A 19,815-nucleotide genomic window follows, 5' to 3' on the forward strand; every position below is an offset into this window, starting at 1 on the left:
CCGGGTCAGACGTCAGCACGAGATCGCCCCACCGCCGATCGCCCCGCCACCGATGGCGCCGATCGCCCCGCCACCGATGGCGCCGATCGCCCCGCCACCGATGGCGCCGGCGGGCGGCCTTGGCGGAATCGGCGGTATGGACCCGGCGGGTGGCCTTGGCGGGATCGGTCATATCGGGGGAATGGACGGTATGGGCGGTATCGGCGGTATGGGCGGGATGGGCCATATCGGCGGTATCGGTGGTATGGGCGGGATGGGCCACGTCGGCGGAATCGGCGGCATGCCCGGACATGTGTAATGAAAGGAACGGCATGACCACCACTCGCGAGCTGCCCGCGGCGATCATCCTGGCGGCCGGCGTAGCGATCGGATCGGCAGGCACCGCGTGGGCCGACGGGCCTCTTGCGCCTTCACCGGGCGAGCTGAGCGGTACCTACAGCTATGAGTCCGACACCGGCCGAGTCAACACCTGGGTGATCACGCCCTGCGGTCCCGGATGTGCCGACGTAGCCGTCACACCCGTCACCGATCCGCGGGTCGTGCCGTATGGCGGGCGTGCCCTGCTGAACAACGGGCGTTGGGACATGACTGTCCAGTACGCCCAGGCGGTCCGGTGCAAGCCGCCCCATGATTATGCGACTGTCCCTGGCACAGTGGTGTTTTCGTGGGAGGCGGCGACATTGAACGGCACTGCGGTCAACACCCAGACCGCCGCGGCTTGTGGTGATCCGGCCGGGGCCACTTATCAATCCGGCTTCAGTTTGGCGAAAGTCGTTTAGGCAGTGGGAAGCAGCGCTGCCCCATTGCGAAACAGCGCTGCTTCATGGAAAGCCGAGCCGGATCAGCGGCCCGCGGCCTTGCGGGCCTGCTCCGCCGCCTTCTCAGCGAGGTCAGCGCGCCACTGGATCTCCTTCTGGATCCAGGGATTATCCTGCGGGAACTGGTCGGTCTCGCCGATCAGCCGAACCTCCAGCCTGACACCAGGCCCCAGGGGGCACTTCTGGGCCCACTGCTTGGCCTCCTCCTTCGACGAGACGTCGATGATCCAGAAGCCGTTGAACAATTCCTTGGCCTCGGTGTACGGGCCGTCGGTCACCACCGGCGGATCGGAGTCGAAGTCGACGACGAAGCCGTCCTCCGGCCCGGTCAGGCCCTCACCGGCAAGCATCACACCGGCCTTGATCAGCTCCTCGTTGTACCGGCCCATTTGTTCGATGATCTCGCTGAAGTCGATGTCGGACTCGGCGAATCCGGCCTCGGCTTCGGGGCTCACTCGCATGATCAGCATGTACCGTGCCATTTTTCCGTCTCCTTCTGTCTGTTCTATCGGGGCGAGCATTCGCGCCCTCACATCTACGTCGAACGGGCTCCCACTGAATTCGACACGCGATGCGACCTTTTCTCATCGCAGTTTCGAAAGATTCCTCATCATCGGGCCAGTGGTGTCGCGCCCTGATGGAAAAGGGCACCGCCATGTTCACGAAGCACCACTCGGCGGCGGCGCCACTGGGTACCGTCATCGGCGTCGTGCTCGTGCGCGTGACGGCCCGAACGCCGCTGGGCGAGAGTCGCTCCGGCTGATCGACGTCACGTCGACCGACCTCGGGCTGACCGGCTTCTGGGCAGCCCAAAGGCTGACATGAGGAGCATCGATGCCCGCTGACCTAGTCATCCGTGGAACCGTCCTGACGGTCGACGAGAATCAGCCGACTGCCGAGGCGCTCGCGGTGAGCGACGGCCGCATCGTCGCGGTCGGTAGCCGCAACGAGATCGATGGCTGGATCGGTCCGGGCACCGAGACCCGCGACGTTGACGGTTGCGTGATGCCCGGATTCGTCGAGGCACACGGTCATCCGCTGATGGAGGCCATTGTGTTGTCCGAGCGCATGGTCGACATCCGGCCGGTCACGCTGCCGATCGCCGACGACGTCGTCGCCGCGATCCGGGCCGAGGTCGCCAAACGTGGTGGCGAGGGCGCGTACCTCAACGGCTGGGATCCGCTGCTGCAGGCCGGATTACCGGAGCCGACGCTGGCCTGGCTCGACGACGTCGCATCCGATACCCCTTTGGTGATCGTGCACAACTCAGGGCACAAGGCCTACTTCAACAGCGCTACCGCCCAGCGCTTCGGGCTCACCCGCGACACCCCCGACCCCAAGGGTGCCCGGTACGGCCGGGATGTCAACGGTGACCTCGACGGCACCGCCGAGGAGACCGGAGCGGTGTTCAGCCTGCTGGCAGGAGTTATCGATCCCGCCGACTACCCCGCGATGCTGCACTCAGAACTGCGCAGGCTGAACAGCGTGGGGCTGACAACGTGTTCGGAGATGGCGTTCGATCCGGTCTTCCGTCCGGTGGTCGAGCAACTGCGCGCCGACCTGACCGTCCGGTTGCGGCTCTACGAGATCTCCAACGCTCAGATGGCCACAGACGCGACACCAGCCAACGGCGACGACCTTCTGCGTCAGGTCGGCATCAAGATCTGGGTCGACGGGTCGCCCTGGATCGGCAATATCGATCTGTCGTTCCCGTATCTCGACACCGACGCCACCCGCACGATCGGTGTCGCACCTGGCTCCTGCGGCCACGCGAACTACACCGGCGAACAGCTCACCGAGATCGTGCACGCCTACTTTCCGAATGGCTGGCCGATGGCGTGTCACGTACAGGGCGACGCCGGGGTCGACACAATTCTGGATGTCTATGAGGAAGCGCTGCGGCGCTGGCCGCGCGACGATCACCGGCTCCGGTTGGAGCACGTCGGCGCCATCCGAGACGATCAGCTGCAGCGTGCTCACGATCTCGGCGTCACCTGCAGCATCTTTGTCGATCAGATCCACTACTGGGGCGACATCATCGTCGATGGGTTGTTCGGTGTCGAACACGGAAGTCGTTGGATGCCATGTGGGTCCGCAGTTGCCACCGGTATGCGGATCTCGCTGCACAACGATCCGCCCGTCACGCCGGAGGAGCCGTTGCGCAATATCAGTGTCGCCGCGACACGTACGGCGCCGAGCGGACGGGTGGTCGGCCCGGAACAACGGATCTCAGTCGAGGCGGCCATCAGGGCGCAGACTCTGGACGCCGCCTACCAGTTGTTCGCCGACGACGTCATCGGCTCGCTGGAGGTGGGCAAGTACGCCGACATGGTGACGGTGTCGGCCGACCCACGCACCGTGCCCCCCGAGCAGATCGCGGACCTCGACATCACGGCGACGTTCTTGGCAGGTCGGCAGGTATTCGGCGGATGAGGCGGACACCGACACCCACGGACCGACCCGAGACCGCGCGGTCACCGACGAGCCGCACGACCGAAGGGATACCCTGATGTCGGCACAAATTCACGCTCGGCACGCCGCTCCCGATCCGCTCGCGACGTTGCGCACCCCGCGGTTCTGGTTGTCACCGATAGTCATTGCGCTGACGGTATTTTCAGCGCTCGCAGCTCTCTATTTGGCCGGCATACTCAATCCGACGACCAACCTGCGACATTTCCCTCTGGCTGTCGTCAACGCCGACGCCGGTCCGCTCGGTAGGCAGGTCGTCGACGATCTGATCGCGGGCCTCGACCGCGGACAGTTCGATTTACGGGTCGTCTCCGCCGAGGAGGCCGATCGACAACTGGGCACCGCGCAGATCTATGGCAAGGTGCAAATCCCGCAGAACTTTTCGGCCGAGGTTGACCAGCTCGGTGCGGGCGCCTTGCGACCCGGGTCGCTGACCCGCCCTACTGTCACGATCACGGTCAATCCGCGCGCGAGCGAACTTGGTGCGAGCATCGCCGGAATGGCGTTGGGTAAGGCCGTTCGTGAAATCAATGCGGGGTTGGGGCAGAAGTTGTCCACCCAGGTAGTGCGTGAGGCCGGCGCGCCGTTGCCGGGTGGGGTGTCGTTGGCTCTGTCGAGTCCGATCAACGTCGTGGTGAACGACGCCGACCCTCTGCCCAGCGGTACCGGCAATGGGCTATCGGCGTTCTACTACGCGCTGCTGTTGCTGCTCGCGGGCTTCACCGGCAGCATCATCGTCAGTTCGCTGGTCGACTCCATGTTGGGTTTCGTGCCCGCCGAGATGGGCCCGGTCTACCGGTTCGCCGAACAGGTGAAAATCTCCCGCTTCCAGACGCTTCTGGTCAAGTGGCTCTTCATGGTGATACTCGCGGCTCTCACCTCAGCGATATACATCGCTATCGGGGCCGCCTTGGGCATGCCGGTGCCCAACGTGTGGACTCTGTGGCTGTACGGTGCGTTCACTATCACCGCGGTCGGAATCACCGCTACTTCGCTGATCGCCGCACTGGGTTCGATGGGTCTGCTCGTCAACCTCTTCATATTCGTGATGCTGGGTCTGCCGTCCAACGGCGCGACCATCCCCCTAGAGGCAGCACCGTCGATCTTCGGAGTATTAGCGAGATTTGAGCCGATGCACCAAGTCTTTCTCGGCGCTCGTGCGCTGCTCTACTTCGACGGGCGCGCGGACGCAGGACTCACTCATGCACTCGTGATGACGACCGTCGGCCTAGCCATCGGCCTGACCATCGGTGTGTCCGTCACCCGCTTCTACGACCGCCGGGGGCTGCGCCGGGCGCATGCCCCGGGGGAGGCCGTGACACCGAACTCGGGCAATCTCGACTGACTCTTGAGCGTGTCATGGCACGCTCGATCCATGTCTGACCTCACTGACCGGCATGACCCGCACTTTCTCGACGAACGGCTCGCGCACTGGGCCGAGACCAAACCCGACGCCGAGGCGATGACCTTCCTCGACCGCAGCTGGACATGGTCGGAATGGAACGAGCGGGTGCGCCGCCTGGCGGGTGCACTACAGCAGCGCGGCGTCCAACGCGGCGACGTGGTGGCCTTCCTCGACAAGAACCACCCGGCCTGCGTCGAGTTGACCATCGCCGCAGCGTCGCTGGGCGCCGCGACCGCGATCATCAACTTTCGGCTGGCCGCCGATGAGATCGACTACGTGCTCGCCGACTCGGGAGCCAAGCTGTTGATCGTGGGCACGGAGTTGAAGCCGACGATCGAGAAGATCCGCGGCAAGCTCACCAACGTCGAACACCTCATCGAGGTGACACCCGAGGGCGGTGGCGGTGACGGTGACGAGTACGAGGCGATGCTCGCCGACGCGACACCGGTCAACCGCAGCGACGACGTAGAACCCGACGACGTCGCGATCATCATGTACTCCTCAGGGACGACGGGGCGCCCGAAGGGTGTGCAGATCACCCAGGCCAACCTGATCGCGCACACCATCAACGCGCACAACGGCTGGGGCTTCGACGAAGGCGACAAGAGCATGGTGTCGATGCCGCTCTTCCACGTCGGAGGATCGTCCTACGTGCAGTTCGGCATTCACGACGGTGTGCCGACGGTCATGACACGCGAGGTCGACGGCGCCGCGCTGGCCGGCGCAATCCTCAAGGGCGCCAACCGAACCTTCCTGGTTCCCGCGGTGCTGGCCAAGGTGTTGGAGTCCGGCGAGGATGCGGTCAAGTTGTTCGGGGCACTGAAGACCTTCGTGTACGGTGCGTCGCCGATGCCGTTGCCGCTGCTGCGCGCGGCATTGCAGGCTTGGCCCGAAACCGATTTCATCCAGGTGTACGGGCTGACCGAGGTATGCGGGGTGATCAGCCAGCTGCTGCCCGACGACCACCGCTCCGGTCCCGAGGACCGGCTGGTCAGCGCGGGACGGGTGATCCCCGGCGCCGAGGTTCGCGTGGTCGACCCGGACACACTGAACGACGTACCGGCCGGTGAGCAGGGTGAATTGTGGTTCCGCACACCGCAACTGATGAAGGGCTACCACAACAAGCCCGAGGCAACGGCAGAAGCGATCACCGACGACGGCTGGTTCCGCACCGGAGACATCGGCCGCATCGACGAGGACGGTTACATCTTCGTCGAGGACCGTCTCAAGGACATGATCATCTCCGGCGGCGAGAACATCTACTCCATCGAGGTAGAGCGCGTCATCGCCGAACATCCCGCCGTGACCGACGTCGCGGTGATCGGCGTGCCCGATGAGAAGTGGGGCGAGGTGGTCAAGGCCGTTGTGTCGGTCGAGGATTCGGTAGCGCCGGAAGACCTCATCGCGTGGTGCCGGGAACGACTCGCGGCCTACAAGTGCCCGAAGACGGTCGACATCACCGATGAGTTGCCGCGCAATCCGACGGGCAAGATCCTGAAGAAGGAACTGCGCAAACCGTACTGGGAGGGCCGCGACCGCGCGACCGTCTAGTCGTCGGGCCGCACCGGGATCGCGATCTCGTTGCGCCGACGGAACGGCAGTGTCCACGGCGGGTCGTAGAACCAGGACTGCGCCGGCCCGACGGCCTCGATTCCGTTGGCGCGCAGCGTCGCCGAGAGCTCACGCGTGCGCTCGGCGACCGCGCGCGGACTACGGTCACCGGTGAACCGCAGCACCGCGACCGTTTCGCCCGGCACCTCCACCAACCGCACCTTATCGTCGTCCGGAGTGGGCAACGTGTCCATCGTCCACTTTGACGGCATGTAGAAGCGGATCGTCGAGTGCTCACCGTCGTGGGCTTGTGCGACCGGCGCCGTCATCGCGATCTTCTCGCGGGCTTGCTGGCTGACCGGTGCGGTCATCGCGATCGTCTCGTCGCGGTGGTTGCCACCGAAGATGTAGCCGGCAAGGCGCCGGAACCCGATGTTTCTGGCGCGGTCCTCGTCGGCGCTCACGGTGGTCTCGGCGGCGATCCGGGGGCCGTACCGGCGCACCTCCACCTGATCGGAGAGCTTCGTGGTCAGGTAGTGCGGTTCTTCGGTGCCCACTCGGATCCCGACCATCGAGAACACCGACTCCGCGACCTGGCGGGGGATCTCCAGTAGCCGCATCAGCGTCGATTCAGGAACCAGATGTGCGACGACAGCACGGTCGCGAACGCACACCACAGCGGATACAACGCCAGCGGCGCCGCCTGGGCGCCCCGCACCTGCACGGCGCGTCGGGTGAGGTCGGCGCTGCTGAGCGTCAGTGCGCCCGCCGCCACCGCCGACGTGGCGAGCTTGCCCTGGTTGAAGAACAGCCACGACCAGCTGCCGTTGAGCACCAGGTTGATCGCGAGAGCGGCGAGGTAGCGTCGACGTTCCTCGGTCTGACCACGGCGCTCGAGCTCATCGAGCGTTGCCGACGAGGTAACGGCGATGTCGGTGTACAGGATGGGCCATACGATCGGAAAGGCCTGTGCCGGTGGCTGATACGGCGGCTTGCGCAGCTTCGCGTACCAGAGGGACTGCGAGTCCTTACTGGCCAGGCCGCCGGCAACCGCCGTCGCCGTCACCGCCAGCGCCGAGGGGACCAGTGTCTTCAGTTGCACCATGTGCTCCTATGACGAATCACAATTAGTTAAGCAACTGAAAGGTAGCCGGATTCGCGAGCGTTAAACCTCTCGGTGCGCAACCGGCAGGATGGTGCGCATGCCACAACTCGACGACGTCCTCGACCGCATGCACGTGGTCGCGCTCCCGATGCGGGTGCGCTTTCGCGGCATCACGGTCCGCGAAGTGGCGCTGATCGAGGGCCCGGCAGGGTGGGGCGAGTTCGGTGCGTTCCTCGAATACGAGCCGCCGGAGGCGGCGCACTGGCTGGCGTCGGCGCTGGAGGCGGCCTATGAACCATCGCCGCATGTGCGTCGCGACCGGATCCCGATCAACGCGACCGTGCCCGCCGTCGACGCCGCCCAGGTGCCCGAGGTGTTGGCGCGCTTCCCCGGTACGCGCACCGCGAAGGTCAAGGTCGCCGAGCCGGGGCAGACCTTGGCCGACGACACGGCGCGGGTCAACGCGGTGCGGGCGATCGTGCCGACGGTGCGGGTCGACGCCAACGGAGGCTGGAGCGTCGAGGAAGCGGTCGCTGCGGCGGCGGCGCTGACCGCCGACGGACCGCTGGAATACCTGGAACAGCCGTGTGCCACGGTGGCCGAACTGGCCGAGTTGCGTCGCCGCGTGGACGTCCCGATCGCCGCCGACGAGAGCATCCGCAAGGCCGCCGACCCCCTGCGGGTGGTGCGGGAGAAGGCAGCTGATGTCGCGGTGCTCAAGGTCGCACCGCTGGGCGGTGTGCGCGCACTGCTCGAGATCGCCGCGCAGATCGACATCCCCGTCGTCGTCTCCAGCGCACTGGACTCGGCGGTCGGCATCGGCCGCGGTCTGCTGGCCGCCGCGGCCTTGCCGGACCTGCGCCACGCCTGCGGGCTGGGCACCGGCGGGTTGTTCGCCGAGGACGTCGCCGAACCCGTTCCCCCGCACGACGGATACCTATCGATCGGTCCGGCGGTCCCCGATCCGGCGCGGCTTTCGGCGCTGGCCGCTCCTGCCGAGCGCCGCCGATGGTGGGTCGACAGGGTGCGTGCCTGCCATCCGTTGACACGTTGACACAAATCATTAGTCTTTGTGTCAACTCGCATCGGAGGCGACATGATCCAGACGGCCGAAGCTCACCATGTCCACCAGGCCGCCGGCGACGTGCGCCCGAAGGTCATGCGCGAGTTCCGCAAACACAGCGGCAGCGCGTTCGGCGGGTTTTTCGGCGCCGCCGCATTCGACGAGGTCGCGTTGGTGCCGGTGGCGGCGGCCGTCGACAAGACCGGTCGATTCGCGGCCAACTTCGCCGATCGAGGGGTGCGAAGTGGGTTCTCGGCGTTCCTCGCGATCTGGGGCGACCCGCACGACCGCGCCGCCGAGGGGGAGCGGCTCAAGCGGATGCACCGGGAAGTCCGCGGCCGCGGGGACGGGAGCTTCGCCGACGTGCGGTACAGCGCTCTCGACCCGCGGCTGTGGAACTGGATCGCCGTCAGCGGGATGTTCATGGTGCTGAACTCGTTCACCCCGTGCACCGGCATCACCATGACCTCGGCCGAGAAGGAGGCCGCATACGAGCAGTTGCTCGAGGCCTTCGGCTCTCTCGAGCTTCCTGGCAACAACGCCAAACTGCCCGCCAGTTACGGCGAAGCCGTGCGGTACTACGACGCCATGGTCGAAACCCAACTCGCCGACAACGAATTCCTCAGGCGCGTCACCGACGACCTGACCAAGCTCCCCCTGCCCACCTTGTTGATCCCACCGGCGATGCGGCGCGCGTTGACCCCGCCGTGGCTGCTCGCGCGTCCGGTGGTCGGCCGGATCGTCAAGATCTGCTCGTTCGGGATCATGCACCCCGGAGTTCGTGAGCTGACGGGGTTCCGCTGGGAGGATCGCCACGATCGGGAATTCGAGGTGTACACCCGCGTGCTGCAGCTGGCGTGGCGGGTGCTGCCGGAGAAGCTGACGTTGATTCCTTTGGCGCGCAACCGTTTGGAGTACGAGAAGCTGGTCCGGTTTCACCGCTCGGTCGGCCTGGACTCGTTCGCCACGCCTGCGGCGTGCCCGGCCGGTCGGCAGGCCTAACCTAGACCGATGCGACGGGTCCGCAACACCGACAGCCGCACCGAACAGGAGGCGGCGATCCTCAAGGCGGCCGCCGAGGAGGTGGCGCTCGTCGGCGTCGGCAGGGCCAGCATGGACGTCATCGCGCGGCAAGCAGGCGTCAGCCGCAGCACGTTGTATCGCCGCTTTCCGAGCCGCGACGTGTTGATCACCGAACTCGGAAGGCAGACATTTGATTTCGCGATGGCACGTCTGCAGACCGTCGGCATCGACTCCGGCGCGAAAGAGGCTGCCGTCGCAGCGTTCTGCGAGGGCCTGCGGCTGCTGACCGCCGAACCGGTCATGCGTCGGTTCCTGCGGCTCGACGGTGACCTGTCGGCAATGTCGGGCATGTACGACGAAGCCCAGGAGTTCCTCGAGAGCGCGTCCGCGGCCATGGCCCGGGCGCTGAGGGCCGCGGGCGCGACCATGCCCGACGACGACCTGCTGGCGGTCAGCGAGATGCACATCCGGCTGGCCGCATCGCTGGCCCAGGTACGCACACCGGTGCTCGACGTCACCGACGATGACGCGGTCCGCACCTACGCGCTCAAACACCTCGCCCCGCTGGTGTGGTGATCCACCGGCCGTCGATGTCCTGATCTGTGGGGTGCAGGGCCTAGACGCCATCGGCCCGGTAGCCAACACTGGGTTCATGCGATCGGTGGTGATCCTCGGTTTTGCCGGTGTACAGGCTCTCGACCTGGTCGGTCCCTTCGAGGTGTTCACGGGAGCGTCCCGATATCTGCAGGACAAGGGTCGCGAGGGTTACGACGCCAAGGTGGTGACCCTCGACGGCGAACCCGCGACCACCGGCACGGGTCTCGCGCTTGTCGCCCAACCGCTGCCGGACCCGCGCGAACCGATCGACACCCTCGTCCTTCCCGGCGGCATCGGGGTTCACGACGCCAAGACCAACCTCGACCTGGTCAACTGGATCCAGACCGTCGCGCAGAATTCCCGACGGGTCGTCACCGTGTGCACCGGCGCGTTCCTCGCCGCCGAGGCCGGTCTGCTCGACGGCTGCACCGCCACCACGCACTGGGCCTTCACCGAACAGTTGGCGCGTGAATTCCCGACGGTGACAGTCGATCCCGAGCCGATCTTCGTGCGCAGCAACGAGCGGATATGGACCGCGGCCGGTGTCACCGCGGGCATCGACCTCGCACTGTCGCTCGTCGAGGACGACCACGGCACCGATGCCGCGCAGACGGTCGCGCGCTGGCTCGTCATGTACCTGCGCAGGCCGGGCGGGCAGACGCAGTTCGCCGCGCCGGTGTGGATGCCACGCGCCAAGAAAGCGCCCATCCGCGAGGTGCAGGAAGCCATCGAGACCGAACCCGGTGGCGTGCACAGCATCACGGAATTGGCTCGCCGCGCGGCGATGAGCCCGCGTCACTTCACCCGGTTGTTCACCGAGGAGGTGGGGGAGGCGCCCGGCGCCTACGTCGAGCGGATCCGCACCGAAGCCGCGCGCCGCCAGCTCGAGGAGACCGACGACACCGTCACCGTCATCGCCGCGCGTTGCGGGTTCGGCAGCGCCGAGTCGCTACGGCGCAACTTCGTTCGCCGCCTTGATATTTCACCCGACCAGTATCGCAAGACCTTCGCCTGAGACAGGAGACCACACATGACCCAGATCGCGATCATGGTGTACCCCGGCTACACCGCGCTCGACTTCATCGGACCCTACGAGGTGCTGCGCAACCTACCCGGCGCCGAGGTGCGGTTCGTATGGCATGAACCCGGGCCGATCGAGGCCGACTCGGGCGTGCTGCTCATCGGCGCCACCCATTCGTTAGACGAGACGCCCTCGCCCGACATCATCCTGATCCCCGGCGGGGTGTCGAGCTTCGAGCACGCCCGCGACGACAAGGTGCTCGACTGGCTGCACACGGCCCACGAGACGTCGACGTGGACGACGTCGGTGTGCTCGGGTTCGGTCATCCTCGCCGCGGCGGGTCTGCTCGACGGCCGCCGCGCGACGTCGCACTGGCTGGCGCTGCCGATGCTCAAGCCGTTCGGCGTCGACACGGTCTCCGACGAACGCGTGGTGCACGAGGGCAAGATCGTCACCGCCGCGGGGGTGTCGGCGGGAATCGACCTCGGACTGTGGCTCTACGGGCAGATCGCCGGAGACGCGAAGGCCAAGGCGGTGCAGCTCGTCATCGAATACGACCCGCAGCCGCCCTACGACTCCGGGCACCTGTCGAAGGCGTCGGCCGCCACCAAGGCGACGGCATCGGCGCTGCTGAGCCGCGACGTCGTCAAACAGGGACAGCTCGCCTCGACGATGGCGCTGCTTTGGAACGCCGCTGTGCAACGGGTCCGTGGGAAGGCGGTCGCCGCGCGCTAGCGATCGGCGAGCGTTCGTGCCTGAGATACCGTCGCGGGGGTGGGCATTCCTGAAGTGCGACCCGATCCGCCGACACCGTTCATCCGTGCGGGCGCCCGTTTGATGGGACTGGGGCCGTCGAGGTGGTTTCTGCGCCGCATCGGATGGCGGCTGGACCGCGCGGTGATCAACCTGACCAACGGCCGCGTATCGATGTCGCTGGTGATGCCCGAGGTGCTGCTGACCCACACCGGCGCGAAGACCGGTCAACAACGCAGTACGCCGCTGACCTACTTCACCGACGCGGGCCGTGTGATCGTCATCGCCTCCAACTACGGCGGCGACCGGCATCCGGCGTGGTTTCACAACGTCAAGGCCAATCCGCGGGTCACGCTGGCCGCACGCGGCTACCGGGGCACCTTCATCGGCGAAGAGGTCACCGGCGCCGAACGGGACCGCCTGTTCGACCTGGCCAAACAGTTCGTGCCGAACTACGCCGACTACGAGAAGCGCGCCGGAAAGCGGCGCATTCCGGTCGTCGCGTTCACCGAAGCGGCGTAGCCCGTCGCGGCCTCAGCGGCCCTCGGCCTGTGACCGCTCGGTCAGCTCCTGGTAGGCAGCGGTGAAGGCGCCCGCGCCTTGCATCAGCGCCGCGATGTCCGCCTCTGTCATGTGCCGGATCACCGGGCCGAACGCCTCGACGCGCAGCCCTATCAGCTCGTCGAGCACCGCGCGTCCCGCGTCGGTCAACTCGAGCAGCGTGGCGCGGCGGTTGGCGGGAGCGACCCGACGGGTGATGTAACCGGCATCGGCGAGGCGGTCGCTGAGCCTGCTCGCGGTGGACGGCAGGAGTCCCAGGTCGTCGCCCAACGCGGTGACCAGGCTCGGGCCCAGCCGCTCCAGGGACTGCAGCGCGCGCAGCGGCGCGAGCCCGATGCGTTGCTCCATCTGCTCGAGCGCGGATACGTTCAGCGCGAGTAGCCCGCGGGTCGCGCGCTCGAGTTCCGACAGTTTGGCCTCGACGGCCCGCTTGGTCGACGGCACCGCTTCCTCCCGTCCCGCAACGGTATTCGACCCCGTGCCGGCGTGTGTCATCGTCGCGGCTTCGTATCGGGCAGCTCGTATTCTGGCAGGACGATGTCGTCGCGCAGGATCCGGCCCATCACCAGGTTCCCGACCGGCGGAATGTCGAAGGTGCGTACCGCCAAGTTGCGCAGCCAGATACCGAGCTTGGTCCGGGTCGCGAAGAAGGAGATGAACCGTTGCGCGCCGTCCTGTTTGGCGCCGATGAAGCCGCGCAACCGGTTCTCGTACGCTTCGAACGCGGCCCCGATGTCGTCGCCCGCCCGGGTCAGCTCACCGGCGAGGACGTAAGCCTCGGCGATGGCCAACCCGGTGCCCTCGCCCGCCAACAGCGAGACACACGCCGCCGCGTCGCCGATCAGCCCGACGCGGCCGGTCGACCATTTGTCCATGCGGATCTGGCTGACCACGTCGAGATAGATATCGTCCACGCCGTCGAGGGCCTCGAGAATCCGGGCAGATTCCCAACCGGTGTCGGCGAACTCCCTGCGCAGCAACACTTTACAGGAATCGAGGTCTGTGGGCAGGGTGGGTGTCGGCGAGCGGAAAATGAACAGCACCAGGGTGCGGTCACCGCGCAGTGTGAACCTGCCGATCTGACGGTCGGGCACGTTGTGCGTCACGTACACTAGATCGTCGCACGGTCGGTAACCGTCGAGCACGCACGCCGCGACCTGGCAGCCGAGATAGTGCTCATAACGCGCATCCGGTCCGAGGGCCAGCGCCCGGACGTTGGAGTGCAACCCGTCCGCGCCGATCACCATATCGAATTGCCGTGGTGGGCGGTGTTCGAACGCGACCGTAACGCCGTCGGCACGGTTGTCGAGTGCGGTGATGCTCTCGGAGTTAACGGTCTCGATGTCGTGCTCGACGGTCCGATAGATCGCAGCCGCCAGGTCGCCGCGGGGCAGGCTGATGTAGCGGTCGCGCAACGCACGGCGCAGGGGATCGACCCGAAGCCGGGCCGACGCCCGGCCGTTGTCGTCGACGATGCGCAGTTCGCGTACGCGATAGCCGGCCGCATGGAGGTCGTCCTCGATACCCATCTTCTGGGTGATGGCGTAGCCGAGGCCCCAGAAGTCGATCAGATAGCCGCCGGTGCGAAAGGTCGGCGCCTTCTCGATCAGGGTGACGTCGTGGCCGGCGCGCACCATCCAGTGGGCGAATGCGGGTCCGGCGACACCGGCGCCGCTGATTGCGATCTTCATTTCGTCTTCCTCCTCGAAGTCATCGAGGGTGCAGGTATTCATGCTATGCGCATGTCATGCGAGACGCACGATCTGCCGAAGACCCGGACCGCGCCTAGGCTCGCGGACTTGAGTAGCGTCGTTCGGGTGAATTTGGCCTTCGACGATCGCGGTAGCGGCCCATCGGTACTGTTCATCGCCGGTCACGGCGGTGCGGGCCGAACCTGGCACCTGCATCAGGTGCCCGAATTCCAGCGCGCCGGTTACCGCTGCATCACATTCGACAACCGCGGGGTGGGCGCCACAGAGAACGCCACCGGCTTCACCACCGAGACGATGGTGGCCGACACGGCGGCGCTGATCGAGAAGCTCGACGCTGCGCCGGTGCGCATCGTGTCGGTGTCGATGGGCTCATACATCGCCCAGGAACTGATGGTGGCCCGGCCCGACCTGGTCGACCGGGCGGTGCTGATGGCCACCCGCGGCCGCGAGGACCGCACCCGCGAATTCTTCCGCAGCGCCGAGCGCGAGTTAATCGACTCTGGAATTGAGCTGCCCCCCATGTACGACGCGAAAATCCGCCTGCTGGAGAATTTCTCGCCCAAGACGCTCAACGACGACGCCAAGGTCCGCGACTGGATCGACATGTTCGTCATGTGGCCCACCAAGCCCACACCCGGCGGGCGCGCGCAGATCGAGGTTCGGCCGCAGGGCAACCGGCTGCCTGCTTACCGAAGTATTACGGCGCCCACACTGGTCATCGGGTTCGCCGACGACCTGGTGTTGCCCCCGCACCTGAGCCGGGAGGTCGCCGACGCGATCCCGAAGGGCCGCTACCTGGAGATTCCCGACGCCGGCCACCTCGGCTTCCTCGAGCATCCCGAGGCGATCAACAAGGCGGCGCTCGATTTCTTCGCCGATAAGCTGTAGTGGTGAACCCCTCGACCGCGCAGGCCCGCGTGGTCGTCGACGAACTGATTCGCGGCGGCGTACGGGACGTCGTGTTGTGCCCCGGATCGCGCAACGCCCCGCTGGCCTTCGCGTTACAGGACGCCGACCGCGCAGGACGGCTTCGGCTGCACGTCCGCATCGACGAGCGCACGGCGGGCTTTCTGGCCATCGGGTTGGCGATCGCCGAGCGCGCCCCGGTCTGCATCGCGATGACGTCGGGGACCGCGGTGGCCAACCTCGGACCCGCGGTGGTGGAGGCCAACTACGCGCGGGTGCCGCTGGTCGTGCTGAGCGCGAACCGCCCCTACGAACTTCTGGGCACCGGCGCGAACCAGACCTTCGAGCAGCTGGGATATTTCGGCACGCAGGTTCGGGCATCGATCAGCCTGGGCCTAGCCGAGGAATCCCCGGAACACCTCGACGTGCTCAACGCGCAGTGGCGTTCGGCGGTATGTCGAATCCTGGTGGCGGCGAAGGGTTCTCGGTCCGCCAACGCGGGCCCCGTGCAGTTCGACATCCCGCTGCGGGAGCCGCTCGTGCCCGATGCCGACGAGACGGTGACCTACGTGCCGCAGGGCAGGCCCGGCGGCAAGCCGTGGACGTACACACCGCCGGTGTCCTTCGACCAGCCGCTCGACATCGACCTGACGCCCGACACCGTCGTGATCGCCGGGCACGGCGCGGGCGAGCATCCGAACCTGGCCGCCCTGCCGACCGTCGCGGAGCCGACCGCGCCACCCGCCGACAACCCGCTGCACCCCTTCGCGCTGCGGCTGATGCGGCCCAAACAGGTCATCATGCTCGGCCGGCCGACATTGCACCGGCCGGTCTCGGCGCTGCTGGCCGACCCGTCGGTGCCGGTGTATGCGCTGACCACGGGTCCGCGCTGGCCCGACGTGTCGGGCAACTCCCAAGCGACCGGCACCCGCGCGGTCACCACGGGCGCACCGGACCCGGCGTGGCTCGCCAGGTGCGCCGAGGTACACCGGCACGCGATGGAGGCGGTCCATTCCCAGTTGCGGGCCCACCCGCTCAAGACCGGGCTGCACGTGGCCGCCGCGGTGGCCGACGCCGTGCGGCCCGGTGACCAGCTGGTGCTGGGGGCGTCGAACCCGGTGCGTGACGCCGCGCTGGTCGGCCTGGACACCCACGGGGTCAAGGTGCGCTCGAACCGCGGTGTCGCGGGTATCGACGGGACGGTGTCGACGGCCATCGGGGCCGCGCTCGCCCACGAGCGCGCCGGTGGGGGGAGCGGGTCGAACCGCACGATCGCGCTGCTCGGTGATCTGACGTTCGTCCACGACAGCTCGGGGTTGTTGATCGGGCCGACGGAGCCGACGCCGCGCAACTTGACCATCGTGGTGTCCAACGACAACGGCGGCGGCATCTTCGAACTGCTCGAACAGGGTGACCCACGGTTCTCCGACGTGTCGTCGCGGATCTTCGGCACCCCCCACGATGTCGACGTGGGCGCGCTCTGCCGGGCGTACCACGTCGAGAGCCGGCAACTCGAGGCCGACGATCTGGCCGACGCGCTCGACGAACCCCACGACGGGATGCGGGTGCTGGAGGTGAAGGCCGACCGGTCGTCGCTGCGGGCGCTGCACGCGTCGATCAAGGCTGCCCTGTGAGCGGAGCGAACGATTCAGCTTCTGTGAGCGGAGCGAACGATTCAGCTTCTGTGAGCCGGGTGACCGGGTTGAGACGGACCGCCATGGACCGCCTACGGAAACCGATCCTGTGGACGCGCAGATTCCTGCCCCGGCTGACCGCCGACCCGGACGAGTCGCGCCGTCAGCGAGTGTTCCGCCGCATCCGCGTCGGCATCGTTATCGCGGCATGCCTGGTAACCCTGCAGTCGGTGCTGATGGTGTTGGGCGCATGGCGCAATGACCGCCAGATCGAGCGGCACATGGGCGTCGCCGCCGCTGAGGTGCTCGACGCCGGACCCCGGCGGTCGACGATCGAGTTCGTCACCCCCGACCGCGTCACCTACCGTCCCGAACTCGGTGTGCTCTATCCGTCAGAGCTCGAGACGGGGATGAACATCTACGTCGAATACGACACGAACGACCCGGATCTCGTTCGCGTGCAGCACCGCAACGCAGCGTTGGCCATCATCCCGGCGAGTTCGATCGCGGTAGTCGGCTGGCTGATCGCCAGTGCCGCACTGGCCGGTCTGACGCTGATCGAGCGCAGAACCTCACCGCGTCCGACTTCGGATCGGGAAGCCGAGCTGTCAAGCGCGAGTTGACGATCAGGACTGAATCAGCTTGTCGAGCCAGTCGTTGTCGTAGATGTCGACCTTCTCGCCGGCGACCAGGTCGTAGACGGTCGGCGTGCCGGTGGCCAAGGGATCGACGTCGAACAGAAAGCCGAAGTTGCTCTCGTCCATCTCGACGATGTTCACCGCGGATCCGCCACTGGCAACCCGCTTCACGGCCTTGTCGGGCATGCCGGCCGCGCTGGCCATGTCGGCCATCTCGTCGTCGCTCGGGCCCCGCCCGCCCGGATCCTGGTTGGCCCACAGCTCTTCGACGAACCGCTGGAACTGGGTGCCGGTCGCGCCGCTACCGGTGGCGAGGAACAGCGCATTGCTCACCCGCGACGAGTGGCCGTCGGTCGCCTCGTCGAGGAAGATCAGCGGCCGGTACGTGACGTTGAGTTGGCCGACGCCGATGTAGTAGGCGAGCTGATTTCCGAAATCGGCTTGTAGGTCCGCGCAATGGGTGCATTGCGGCTCGGTGAAGATCTCGATCTTGACCGGTGCGTCGTCGAATCCGGCCACCACTCCGAAACCGTCTTCGCTGACCTTCAGCGGGGCCTGGGCGGGATCGCGCTTGGCGGTGCCTGCGACATGGTTGGTGCAGCCGACGGCGGCGAGCAGGGTGAGGGCCAAGACCGCCAATGCCCGCGAGAACCGCATGTCAACCGCCTTTCTCTGGACGCACGATACTCGACGGGAAGGCGCCGCAGCACCCGTTGGCGCACCAGCTTTTCGCGTGCCATATTCCTGGCCGCAACCTTGGCGACAGGCTCCGCTGAGACGATTCGGTCGTGCGCGTGGCAATCGTCGCAGAGTCGTTCCTCCCGAATGTCAACGGCGTCACCAACTCGGTCCTGCGGGTGATCGAGCATCTGCGCCGCACCGGACACGAAGCCCTCGTCATCGCTCCCGACACACCGCGCGGCGAACCGCCCGCCGAACGCGTGCACGACGGCGTCCGTGTCCACCGCGTGCCCTCGCGGATGTTTCCGAAGATCACCTCACTGCCCCTCGGCGTACCCAGGCCCCGGATCGTCGGTGTGCTACGGGGATTCGAGCCCGACATCGTGCACCTGGCGTCACCCGCATTGCTCGGGTACGGCGGCCTGCACGCCGCGCGCCACCTCGGTATCCCGACCGTGGCCGTATTCCAGACCGACGTCGCCGGATTCGCCGAGAGCTATGGCGTCGGCTTCACCTCCCGCGCCGCGTGGGCGTGGACACGGCATCTGCACAGCCGAGCCGACCGGACCCTCGCGCCGTCCACTGCCGCGATGGAAGGCCTGACGGCGCACGGTATTCCGCGTGTGCACAAATGGGCGCGGGGCGTCGACATCACCGGGTTCGTGCCGTCGGCGCGCGACGACGCGCTGCGACGCCGGTGGTCGCCCGACGGTAAGCCGATCGTTGGGTTCGTCGGTCGCCTCGCGCCGGAAAAGCACGTCGAACGGCTGGCGGTGCTCGCACGCCGGGACGATATGCAGCTGGTCGTCGTCGGTGACGGTATCGACCGCACCAAGCTTCAAAGCCTCCTTCCCTCAGCGGTTTTCACCGGCGCCCTGTACGGGGGGGAACTGGCCGCCGCATACGCCAGCATGGATGTGTTCGTGCATTCCGGCGAGCACGAGACCTTCTGCCAGGCTGTCCAGGAGGCGATGGCGTCGGGTCTGCCGGCCATCGCCCCGGACGCCGGCGGTCCGCGAGATCTCGTCGCCCCCTACCGCACCGGATTGCTGCTGGCGGTCGACGAGTTCGAGGCCCGCCTGCCCGATTCCGTCGAGCATCTGATCGCCGAGCGGCACCGGTATTCGATCGCTGCGCGCCGCAGCGTGCTGACTCGCACCTGGCCGGCGATCTGCGACGAACTCCTCGGCCACTACCGAGACGTGATCGCCGAATCCAGGCCTTCCCATTCCCGCGACGGTGCGCGTCTGCACCCGACACGCCGCGGAAATTCGGCAGTTCGCGCACGGTCGCGCCCCAGCGAGAGTGCGTAACCGTCGGACCTGGGGTTGTGTCCGAGCGCGCGCCCGACGGGCTGACCCGTTTTTGTCGGGGGTCGAATGTATGTTCGAAGTGTGTCGGGTGATGACCTGCAGGCCGCGGTGACTGCGTTGCGTGCGGCCTTTGAGGAGGCGGCGGCCTGTGACGTCGACTTGCTGACCCGCCAGGATCTCGTCATGGCCCTTGATGAGCTCGAAGCTCTCGGGTGCCAACTGCCCGCGATGCGCCACCGCTTGCTGGCCCGCCTGCAGGTCGAGGCGACGCCGCAACAGATGGGTGCGAAATCGTGGAAAGAGGTGTTGAGGGTCCGCTGGCGGATCTCGACCACCGAGGCCAACCGGCGCCTGACCGAAGCTGCCCTGCTGGCGCCGCGTCAGGGGTTGACCGGGCCGTCGCTGCCGCCGGCGTTGCCCGCGACGGCTGTCGCGCAAGCTCATGGGCTGATCAACGGCGAGCATGTGGACGTCATCCGCAAGGCCGTTGACAGGTTGCCCGGATTCGTCGATGCGGCCACCCGCGAGCAGTTCGAGGTCGACCTGGTCCGCACGGCGGTCGGCG

The 19,815-nt window shown here is 67.0% G+C and carries 22 protein-coding genes; 16 read left to right on the plus strand and 6 right to left on the minus strand.

Going from position 1 to position 19,815, the window contains the following annotated elements:
* Both CEX88_RS26195 and CEX88_RS25025 read left to right on the plus strand, forming a co-directional pair.
* On the plus strand, positions 1–298 hold a 298-nt coding region (locus tag CEX88_RS26195), incomplete at its 5' end, for a hypothetical protein (RefSeq protein ID WP_202931641.1).
* 13 nt (positions 299–311) lie between these two features.
* On the plus strand, positions 312–779 hold the full coding sequence (locus CEX88_RS25025; RefSeq protein WP_094295546.1) for a hypothetical protein: 468 nt from the start codon (positions 312–314) through the stop codon (positions 777–779).
* 62 nt (positions 780–841) lie between these two features.
* Here CEX88_RS25025 and CEX88_RS25030 read toward each other — a convergent pair whose 3' ends face one another.
* Positions 842–1,300, minus strand: a complete 459-nt coding sequence (locus CEX88_RS25030; RefSeq protein ID WP_094295559.1) for a YciI family protein — start codon at positions 1,298–1,300, stop codon at positions 842–844.
* 352 nt (positions 1,301–1,652) lie between these two features.
* Between CEX88_RS25030 and CEX88_RS25035 the strand changes: the two genes are divergently transcribed.
* From CEX88_RS25035 to CEX88_RS25045, 3 genes are all read left to right on the plus strand, one after another.
* On the plus strand, positions 1,653–3,251 hold the full coding sequence (locus CEX88_RS25035; protein ID WP_094295547.1) for an amidohydrolase: 1,599 nt from the start codon (positions 1,653–1,655) through the stop codon (positions 3,249–3,251).
* Between the two features lie 76 nt (positions 3,252–3,327).
* Positions 3,328–4,632 (plus strand): YhgE/Pip domain-containing protein, encoded by a 1,305-nt coding sequence (locus tag CEX88_RS25040; protein ID WP_094295548.1) that lies wholly within the window; start codon positions 3,328–3,330, stop codon positions 4,630–4,632.
* A gap of 30 nt (positions 4,633–4,662) precedes the next feature.
* On the plus strand, positions 4,663–6,243 hold the full coding sequence (locus CEX88_RS25045; RefSeq protein ID WP_094295549.1) for a long-chain-fatty-acid--CoA ligase: 1,581 nt from the start codon (positions 4,663–4,665) through the stop codon (positions 6,241–6,243).
* Here CEX88_RS25045 and CEX88_RS25050 read toward each other — a convergent pair.
* Together CEX88_RS25050 and CEX88_RS25055 are read right to left on the minus strand one after the other, a co-directional pair.
* Positions 6,240–6,863, minus strand: a complete 624-nt coding sequence (locus CEX88_RS25050) for an SOUL family heme-binding protein (protein ID WP_094295550.1) — start codon at positions 6,861–6,863, stop codon at positions 6,240–6,242. The two genes, CEX88_RS25045 and CEX88_RS25050, sit on opposite strands and share 4 nt — an antisense overlap.
* Positions 6,863–7,345, minus strand: coding sequence for a TspO/MBR family protein (locus CEX88_RS25055; RefSeq protein WP_094295560.1), 483 nt, complete (start codon positions 7,343–7,345; stop codon positions 6,863–6,865). Before CEX88_RS25055 ends, CEX88_RS25050 begins: the two co-directional genes overlap by 1 nt.
* A 100-nt stretch (positions 7,346–7,445) precedes the next feature.
* Here CEX88_RS25055 and CEX88_RS25060 point away from each other — a divergent pair, with 100 nt between their 5' ends.
* The 6 genes from CEX88_RS25060 to CEX88_RS25085 all read left to right on the plus strand — a co-directional run bounded on the left by CEX88_RS25060 (position 7,446) and on the right by CEX88_RS25085 (position 12,327).
* Entirely contained in the window at positions 7,446–8,402 is a 957-nt protein-coding gene (locus CEX88_RS25060; protein WP_420799247.1) for an o-succinylbenzoate synthase, read from the plus strand.
* Positions 8,403–8,444: 42 nt separating this feature from the next.
* The gene (locus CEX88_RS25065; RefSeq protein ID WP_094295552.1) at positions 8,445–9,413 is read left to right on the plus strand and encodes an oxygenase MpaB family protein; all 969 of its coding nucleotides are present in this window, start codon (positions 8,445–8,447) and stop codon (positions 9,411–9,413) included.
* Positions 9,414–9,422: 9 nt separating this feature from the next.
* Positions 9,423–10,010: a TetR/AcrR family transcriptional regulator gene (locus CEX88_RS25070; protein ID WP_066843183.1), complete on the plus strand. Its 588-nt coding sequence runs from the start codon at positions 9,423–9,425 to the stop codon at positions 10,008–10,010.
* A 76-nt stretch (positions 10,011–10,086) separates the two neighbouring features.
* Complete coding sequence (locus tag CEX88_RS25075; protein WP_202931642.1) at positions 10,087–11,046, plus strand: GlxA family transcriptional regulator; 960 nt, start codon at positions 10,087–10,089, stop codon at positions 11,044–11,046.
* 15 nt (positions 11,047–11,061) lie between these two features.
* Positions 11,062–11,787: a DJ-1/PfpI family protein gene (locus tag CEX88_RS25080; protein WP_094295553.1), complete on the plus strand. Its 726-nt coding sequence runs from the start codon at positions 11,062–11,064 to the stop codon at positions 11,785–11,787.
* 39 nt (positions 11,788–11,826) lie between these two features.
* Complete coding sequence (locus tag CEX88_RS25085; RefSeq protein ID WP_094295554.1) at positions 11,827–12,327, plus strand: nitroreductase family deazaflavin-dependent oxidoreductase; 501 nt, start codon at positions 11,827–11,829, stop codon at positions 12,325–12,327.
* A gap of 12 nt (positions 12,328–12,339) precedes the next feature.
* On the opposite strand, the gene CEX88_RS25090 is transcribed toward CEX88_RS25085, so the two are convergent.
* On the minus strand, positions 12,340–12,861 hold the full coding sequence (locus CEX88_RS25090) for a MarR family winged helix-turn-helix transcriptional regulator (RefSeq protein WP_094295555.1): 522 nt from the start codon (positions 12,859–12,861) through the stop codon (positions 12,340–12,342).
* Positions 12,858–14,057: an FAD-binding domain gene (locus tag CEX88_RS25095; RefSeq protein WP_094295562.1), complete on the minus strand. Its 1,200-nt coding sequence runs from the start codon at positions 14,055–14,057 to the stop codon at positions 12,858–12,860. Before CEX88_RS25095 ends, CEX88_RS25090 begins: the two co-directional genes overlap by 4 nt.
* Before the next feature lie 126 nt (positions 14,058–14,183).
* On the opposite strand from CEX88_RS25095, the gene CEX88_RS25100 reads away from it, so the two are divergent.
* From CEX88_RS25100 to CEX88_RS25110, 3 genes are all read left to right on the plus strand, one after another.
* Positions 14,184–14,966 (plus strand): alpha/beta fold hydrolase, encoded by a 783-nt coding sequence (locus tag CEX88_RS25100; protein WP_066843201.1) that lies wholly within the window; start codon positions 14,184–14,186, stop codon positions 14,964–14,966.
* Positions 14,967–14,968: 2 nt separating this feature from the next.
* The gene (gene menD / locus CEX88_RS25105; RefSeq protein WP_094295564.1) at positions 14,969–16,618 is read left to right on the plus strand and encodes a 2-succinyl-5-enolpyruvyl-6-hydroxy-3-cyclohexene-1-carboxylic-acid synthase; all 1,650 of its coding nucleotides are present in this window, start codon (positions 14,969–14,971) and stop codon (positions 16,616–16,618) included.
* Between the two features lie 83 nt (positions 16,619–16,701).
* Positions 16,702–17,241 (plus strand): DUF3592 domain-containing protein, encoded by a 540-nt coding sequence (locus tag CEX88_RS25110; protein WP_094295556.1) that lies wholly within the window; start codon positions 16,702–16,704, stop codon positions 17,239–17,241.
* Between the two features lie 3 nt (positions 17,242–17,244).
* Here the strand turns inward: CEX88_RS25110 and CEX88_RS25115 are convergent, their stop codons facing one another.
* Complete coding sequence (locus CEX88_RS25115) at positions 17,245–17,913, minus strand: DsbA family protein (RefSeq protein ID WP_094295557.1); 669 nt, start codon at positions 17,911–17,913, stop codon at positions 17,245–17,247.
* A gap of 131 nt (positions 17,914–18,044) precedes the next feature.
* Between CEX88_RS25115 and CEX88_RS25120 the strand changes: the two genes are divergently transcribed.
* A complete protein-coding gene (locus tag CEX88_RS25120) occupies positions 18,045–19,250 on the plus strand; it encodes a glycosyltransferase family 4 protein (protein WP_094295558.1) in 1,206 nt (401 codons plus the stop codon).
* Between the two features lie 66 nt (positions 19,251–19,316).
* The coding region (locus CEX88_RS25125) for a DUF222 domain-containing protein (RefSeq protein WP_141209855.1) at positions 19,317–19,815 on the plus strand (499 nt) is incomplete at its 3' end.

Source organism: Mycobacterium neumannii, from assembly GCF_002245615.1.
Taxonomy (GTDB): Bacteria; Actinomycetota; Actinomycetes; order Mycobacteriales; family Mycobacteriaceae; genus Mycobacterium; species Mycobacterium neumannii_A.

Coding starts and splice junctions, on each gene's coding strand:
- CEX88_RS25025 (WP_094295546.1), top strand. CDS start 312: ATGACCACCACTCGCGAGCTGCCCGCGGCGATCATCCTGGCGGCCGGC.
- CEX88_RS25030 (WP_094295559.1), bottom strand. CDS start 1,300: ATGGCACGGTACATGCTGATCATGCGAGTGAGCCCCGAAGCCGAGGCC.
- CEX88_RS25035 (WP_094295547.1), top strand. CDS start 1,653: ATGCCCGCTGACCTAGTCATCCGTGGAACCGTCCTGACGGTCGACGAG.
- CEX88_RS25040 (WP_094295548.1), top strand. CDS start 3,328: ATGTCGGCACAAATTCACGCTCGGCACGCCGCTCCCGATCCGCTCGCG.
- CEX88_RS25045 (WP_094295549.1), top strand. CDS start 4,663: ATGTCTGACCTCACTGACCGGCATGACCCGCACTTTCTCGACGAACGG.
- CEX88_RS25050 (WP_094295550.1), bottom strand. CDS start 6,863: ATGCGGCTACTGGAGATCCCCCGCCAGGTCGCGGAGTCGGTGTTCTCG.
- CEX88_RS25060 (WP_420799247.1), top strand. CDS start 7,446: ATGCCACAACTCGACGACGTCCTCGACCGCATGCACGTGGTCGCGCTC.
- CEX88_RS25065 (WP_094295552.1), top strand. CDS start 8,445: ATGATCCAGACGGCCGAAGCTCACCATGTCCACCAGGCCGCCGGCGAC.
- CEX88_RS25070 (WP_066843183.1), top strand. CDS start 9,423: ATGCGACGGGTCCGCAACACCGACAGCCGCACCGAACAGGAGGCGGCG.
- CEX88_RS25075 (WP_202931642.1), top strand. CDS start 10,087: ATGCGATCGGTGGTGATCCTCGGTTTTGCCGGTGTACAGGCTCTCGAC.
- CEX88_RS25080 (WP_094295553.1), top strand. CDS start 11,062: ATGACCCAGATCGCGATCATGGTGTACCCCGGCTACACCGCGCTCGAC.
- CEX88_RS25090 (WP_094295555.1), bottom strand. CDS start 12,861: ATGACACACGCCGGCACGGGGTCGAATACCGTTGCGGGACGGGAGGAA.
- CEX88_RS25095 (WP_094295562.1), bottom strand. CDS start 14,057: ATGAAGATCGCAATCAGCGGCGCCGGTGTCGCCGGACCCGCATTCGCC.
- CEX88_RS25110 (WP_094295556.1), top strand. CDS start 16,702: ATGGACCGCCTACGGAAACCGATCCTGTGGACGCGCAGATTCCTGCCC.
- CEX88_RS25115 (WP_094295557.1), bottom strand. CDS start 17,913: ATGCGGTTCTCGCGGGCATTGGCGGTCTTGGCCCTCACCCTGCTCGCC.